Source organism: Streptomyces globisporus, assembly GCF_003501885.1.
GTDB classification, from domain to species: Bacteria; Actinomycetota; Actinomycetes; order Streptomycetales; family Streptomycetaceae; genus Streptomyces; species Streptomyces globisporus_D.
This window is the reverse complement of sequence record NZ_QWFA01000298.1, coordinates 1-4838: the sequence shown is the minus strand read 5'-3', so window position 1 is coordinate 4838 and position 4838 is coordinate 1. Positions and strand designations below refer to the sequence as shown.

Genomic DNA, 4838 nt, shown 5'->3' with positions numbered 1-4838 from the left:
ACCCGGCACCCGTCCAGGAACGGCTCCCCGCCCCGTACGTCGGCCACCCCGTGGTGGATCTCGTACCCCTCCACCGGCTCGCCCAGCGCCGAACCGACCGGCCGCGCCAGCGTCTTGTCCCGGTCGAAGCGAATCCGTACGGGAAGGACCCCCAGCCCGTCCACGACCCCCGCCCGCGACTCCACCTCGTCCTCGATCCGCTCACCGAGCACCTGGAACCCGCCGCAGATCCCCAGCACCGGCCGGCCCTCCGCCGCCCGCCGCACCAGCGCGTCCGCGAGCCCGCGCTCACGCAGCCAGGCCAGCGCCTTCACCGTGCCGCGCGTCCCCGGCACGATCACCAGGTCCGCGTCGGCCAGCTCCTCCGCCCGGTCCACGAACCGCACGACGACGCCCGGTTCGGCGGCCAGCGCGTCCACATCCGTGAAGTTGGACATCAACGGCACCGCGCAGACCGCGACCCGCAACACGTCCTCCCCGTGCGGTGGCGCGACGACCGACTCGCGGACCGCACCCCGCAGGGAGACCCGCAGGCCGTCCTCCTCGTCGATGCCGAGCCCGTGTGCGTACGGCAGCACCCCGTACGTCCGCCGCCCGGTCAGCCCGTGCAGCATGTCGAGCCCCGGCTCCAGCAGCGAGACGTCGCCCCGGAACTTGTTCACCAGGTAGCCCGCCACCAGCGACTGGTCCTCCGCGCTCAGCAGCGCCGTCGTCCCGAAGAACGAGGCGAAGACCCCGCCCCGGTCGATGTCCCCGACGACCAGCACGGGGAAGCGGGCGGCCCGCGCGATCCCCATGTTCACGATGTCGGTGCGCCGGAGGTTGATCTCGGCCGGCGACCCGGCCCCCTCGCAGATCACCGCGTCGTACGTCGACCGCAGCTCCTCCAGGCAGCTGGTCACCGTGCCGAGCAGTGCCTCCTGACGGCCCCCGTGGTACCCGCGGGCGCTCATCTCGCCGACGGGTTTCCCCATCAGGACGACCTGGCTGGACCGGTCGCTGCCGGGCTTCAGCAGCACCGGGTTCATCAGGGCCGTCGGCTCCACCCGGGCGGCCTGGGCCTGCATCGCCTGGGCGCGTCCGATCTCCGCGCCCTCGCGGGTGACGAAGGAGTTGAGGGACATGTTCTGCGCCTTGAACGGCGCGACCTTCACGCCCCGGCGCACCAGCCAGCGGCAGATGCCCGCCGTGACGACGCTCTTGCCCGCGTCCGAGGTCGTTCCCGCGACCAGCAGCCCGCCGCCCCTCATGCCCGCCCCCGCTTCTGTCCTGTCGACGACCGTCCCGCGACCACGCGGCCGGCGATCAGCCGGCCCGCCACACACACCCCCAGGGCCAGCGCGCTCACCCGGCGCGACAGCTGAACCGCGCGCTCGATGTCCGCGCCCCGCACGTCCCGCCCAGCGGCCCCGTTCAGTACCGGCCGGTGCTCGACGCGCCCGGCGTACGCGAGTGTGCCGCCCAGCCGTACGCCGAGCGCTCCCGCGAACGCGGCCTCCACCGGCCCCGCGTTCGGGCTCGGGTGGCGGTGCGCGTCCGCCTTCCAGGCGCGTACGGCCTCCGCGGGCCGCCCGCCGCCGACCACGGCCAGCGCGGCCGTCAGCCGGGCGCCCGGCCATCCCGCCACGTCGTCCAGGCGGGCCGAGGCCCAGCCGTAGCGGCGGTGGCGGGGCGACTTGTGGCCGACCATCGCGTCCAGCGTGTTCACCGCCCGGAACCCGACAAGCCCCGGCACTCCGCCGATCGCTCCCCACACCAGCGCGCCGACGACGGCGTCCGAGGTGTTCTCGGCGACCGACTCCACGACCGCGCGGGCGATCCCCGGCCCGTCCAGCGAGTGCGGATCGCGCCCGCACAGATGCGGCAGCCGCTCCCGGGCCACCTCCAGGTCCCCGGTGGCCAGCGCGCCCCCGATGGCGCGGGCCTCGCGGCCCAGCGACGTACCGCCGACGACGGACCAGGCGGTGGCGGCGGTGAGCGCGACGGCGAGCGCCGGGCGCCCCCGTACGGCGCGGGCGGTCAGCGCCGCGGCCCCCACGGCGCCTCCGGCGCACACCAGGGTGTGCAGTGCGCCCCGGCCACGGTCGTCACGCCACAACAGGGACTCGACCCGCGCCGCGGCGCGGCCGAATCCGGCGACGGGGTGGCCACGGCGGGGATCGCCGAGCAGCGCGTCGGCGACCATCCCGGCCGTGGCGCCGTACGCGAAGATGCGATCGGCACGCACGGCTCAGCCCGTCGTGGAAAGAGGCGTTCCGGCACGGAGGGGCACAGGAAGCGGCGCAGGGAACGGCGCACGGCGGCCGGGCATGGCGTAGGTCCTCACTCAGGGTCCGCGCCCTGGTTCGACGTGACCGACGACGAGAGTCTCCTGGCTCCCGGATCCGCAGTTCCCCCGGCCTTCCAGCCCGCGTACCGCGAGCCGTGACGTCCGGTGTGGGGGAGTGCTCCCCGGTGACAGTGGCGGGACCGCGCCGGATTCACACCGGCTTCCTCTGCTGTCGCCGTAAATGGCTCCGGCAGTCCACCACGCCCCGAGAACAACCGTCAACTCGCTGTTGACCTGCGGGGGTCCACTGTGGGCGGACGCACATCGGGCCGGACACACGAGGGTGTGTCCGGCCCGAAGGAGTGCGGGGTGCGGGGTCAGGCGACGATCAGATAGATCCCGTACGAGACCGCCGCGACGCACAGCGCGAAGCAGGCGTACGCGCCGGTGCGCGCCAGCGCGACCGACCCGCCGGAGGCGCTGCCTCCGGCCGTGGCGGACTGCTTGGAGAGGGCGACGATGCCCAGGGTGAAGAGGCCGACCAGCGCGACGGTGACCACGAGGCTGACACCGAAGACGGAGGCGAGAGCTGCCCAGTCGATTTTCATGCGGATCTGTCCTTACACCTTGGCCGGCGGCCGGGCCGGGTCGTCGGGCGCCGAGGCCGGGGCCGGGATGGTCGTCGTGAGGTCGGAGGCCGGGCCCCCGACGGGCGGCGGCTGGACCGCGGCGATGGCCGTGGTGACGACGCCCTGGGGCTCGTCGCCGTCCGTGTCGTTGACGTTGGTGTGATCGACGGGCTGGCGACGCGAGGCCAGCCAGATGGCGAACGACCCGCCCACCAGGATGACCGCCGTGACGGCGATGCCCCAGGGACCCTGCTTGGTCAGGAACTCGGCGCCCGCGCCGACCAGACCCGCGGCCGGCAGGGTCAGACCCCAGGCGACGAACATCCGGGTGGCGGTGGACCAGCGGACCACACCCCCCTTGCGGCCGAGGCCCGAGCCCATCACGGCGCCGGAGCAGGACTGCGTGGTGGAGAGCGAGAAGCCGAGGTGCGAGGAGGCCAGGATGACGGTCGCCGCGCTGGTCTGGGCGGCGAAGCCCTGCGGCGGCTGGAGGTCGGTCAGGCCCTTGCCCATGGTGCGGATGATGCGCCAGCCACCGAGGTAGGTGCCGAGCGCGATGGCGACACCGGCGGAGACGATGACCCACATGGGCGGGTTGGAGCCGGGGGCCAGGACACCGCTGGTGACCAGGGCGAGGGTGATGATGCCCATCGTCTTCTGGGCGTCGTTGGTGCCGTGGGCGAGCGAGACGAGACCGGCGGAGGCGATCTGCCCGGCCCGGTAGCCCTTGGCGGTCGACTTCAGCTGGTTCGGGTCGGTGACGTTCCGGTTGATCCGGTACGTCAGCCGGGTGGCCAGCATCGCGGCGATACCGGCGACGAGCGGGGCGGCGATCGCGGGGAGCAGCACCTTGGTGACGACGGTGCCGCCGTTGATCGAGGACCAGCCGGCCGACATGACCGCGGCGCCGATCAGACCGCCGAACAGGGCGTGGGAGGAGCTGGAGGGCAGGCCCAGCAGCCAGGTCAGGAGATTCCACAGGATGGCGCCGACGAGCGCCGCGAAGATGACTTCTGTTCTGATGCCGTCTTCGTTGACGATCCCGCCGGAGATCGTTTTGGCGACCTCCACCGACAGGAACGCGCCGATCAGGTTGAGAACGGCGGACATGGCCACCGCTGTCTTGGGCTTCATCGCGCCGGTCGAGATGGTGGTCGCCATCGCATTGGCGGTGTCGTGGAAACCGTTCGTGAAATCGAACACGAGAGCTGTTACGACCACAATCGCAAGCAGCAGCGTGATGTGTTCCATTTACCCAGGCAATCGTTCGACGTCAGTGGCTCGTGGACCGTAGGCAACCTGGGTGAACGGAAGATGAACTGGGCAGGGCGCTGCGGTGACCCCAAGCGGAGTCCGATGCTTCCGCTTGTGTGCGGGTGGGATTGTGCGAGGCCGGTGGGGCGCGGCGTGGGCTGCCCTTTGCCGCCCGTTGACGAACATTTTGAACGGCCGTTCGGCACCCGGAAGAGATCCCCGTCACTCCCCGTGTGTCGTTCCGGTTGCGCGCCTACCCCCTACGCTCGCCCCCATGAGCGAGCACCAGCCGGAATCCGTCCGCCAGGCCTGGCGGGACGTCATCGACACGGCCCGCCGGAGCGCGGCGGACGGCCTCGTCGTCGGCACCTCCGGCAACGTCTCCGCCCGCGTCGGCGACCTCGTCCTGGTGACGCCCAGCGGGGTGCCCTACGACCGGCTCGGACCCGAGGACGCGGTCGGGGTCGACCTGGAAGGACGCCAGGTCCTCGGAGAGCTCGGGCCGACCAGCGAACTCCCCCTCCACCTGGCGGTCTACCGCTCCACCGACGCCGCCGCCGTGGTCCACACCCACGCCGTGCACGCCACCGCCGTCTCCACCCTCGTCGCCGAGGTCCCGCTCGTCCACTACGCGGCGGCCATCCTCGGCGGCCCCGTCCGCAACGCCGGTGGCGTGCACGGCGTGG

Annotated in this window: 5 protein-coding genes and 1 riboswitch; of the genes, 1 reads left to right on the top strand and 4 read right to left on the bottom strand. The window is 72.7% G+C overall.

Annotated features, from left to right (window positions below; translation table 11 throughout):
- The 4 genes from D3105_RS32270 to D3105_RS32255 form a co-directional block, all read right to left on the bottom strand.
- Positions 1 to 1250 (bottom strand): cobyric acid synthase (locus D3105_RS32270; RefSeq protein WP_118906395.1); only part of this gene is annotated, 1250 nt, incomplete at its 3' end.
- The gene (locus D3105_RS32265) at positions 1247 to 2227 is read right to left on the bottom strand and encodes a cobalamin biosynthesis protein (RefSeq protein WP_118906394.1); all 981 of its coding nucleotides are present in this window, start codon (positions 2225 to 2227) and stop codon (positions 1247 to 1249) included. The genes D3105_RS32265 and D3105_RS32270, both read right to left, overlap by 4 nt.
- A 117-nt stretch (positions 2228 to 2344) precedes the next feature.
- Positions 2345 to 2522, bottom strand: a riboswitch (cobalamin riboswitch).
- Between the two features lie 124 nt (positions 2523 to 2646).
- The gene (locus D3105_RS32260; protein WP_010061387.1) at positions 2647 to 2877 is read right to left on the bottom strand and encodes a hypothetical protein; all 231 of its coding nucleotides are present in this window, start codon (positions 2875 to 2877) and stop codon (positions 2647 to 2649) included.
- A 12-nt stretch (positions 2878 to 2889) separates the two neighbouring features.
- Positions 2890 to 4149 (bottom strand): inorganic phosphate transporter, encoded by a 1260-nt coding sequence (locus D3105_RS32255; protein WP_118906393.1) that lies wholly within the window; start codon positions 4147 to 4149, stop codon positions 2890 to 2892.
- Between the two features lie 277 nt (positions 4150 to 4426).
- On the opposite strand from D3105_RS32255, the gene D3105_RS32250 reads away from it, so the two are divergent.
- Positions 4427 to 4838 (top strand): class II aldolase/adducin family protein (locus D3105_RS32250; RefSeq protein ID WP_133305738.1); only part of this gene is annotated, 412 nt, incomplete at its 3' end.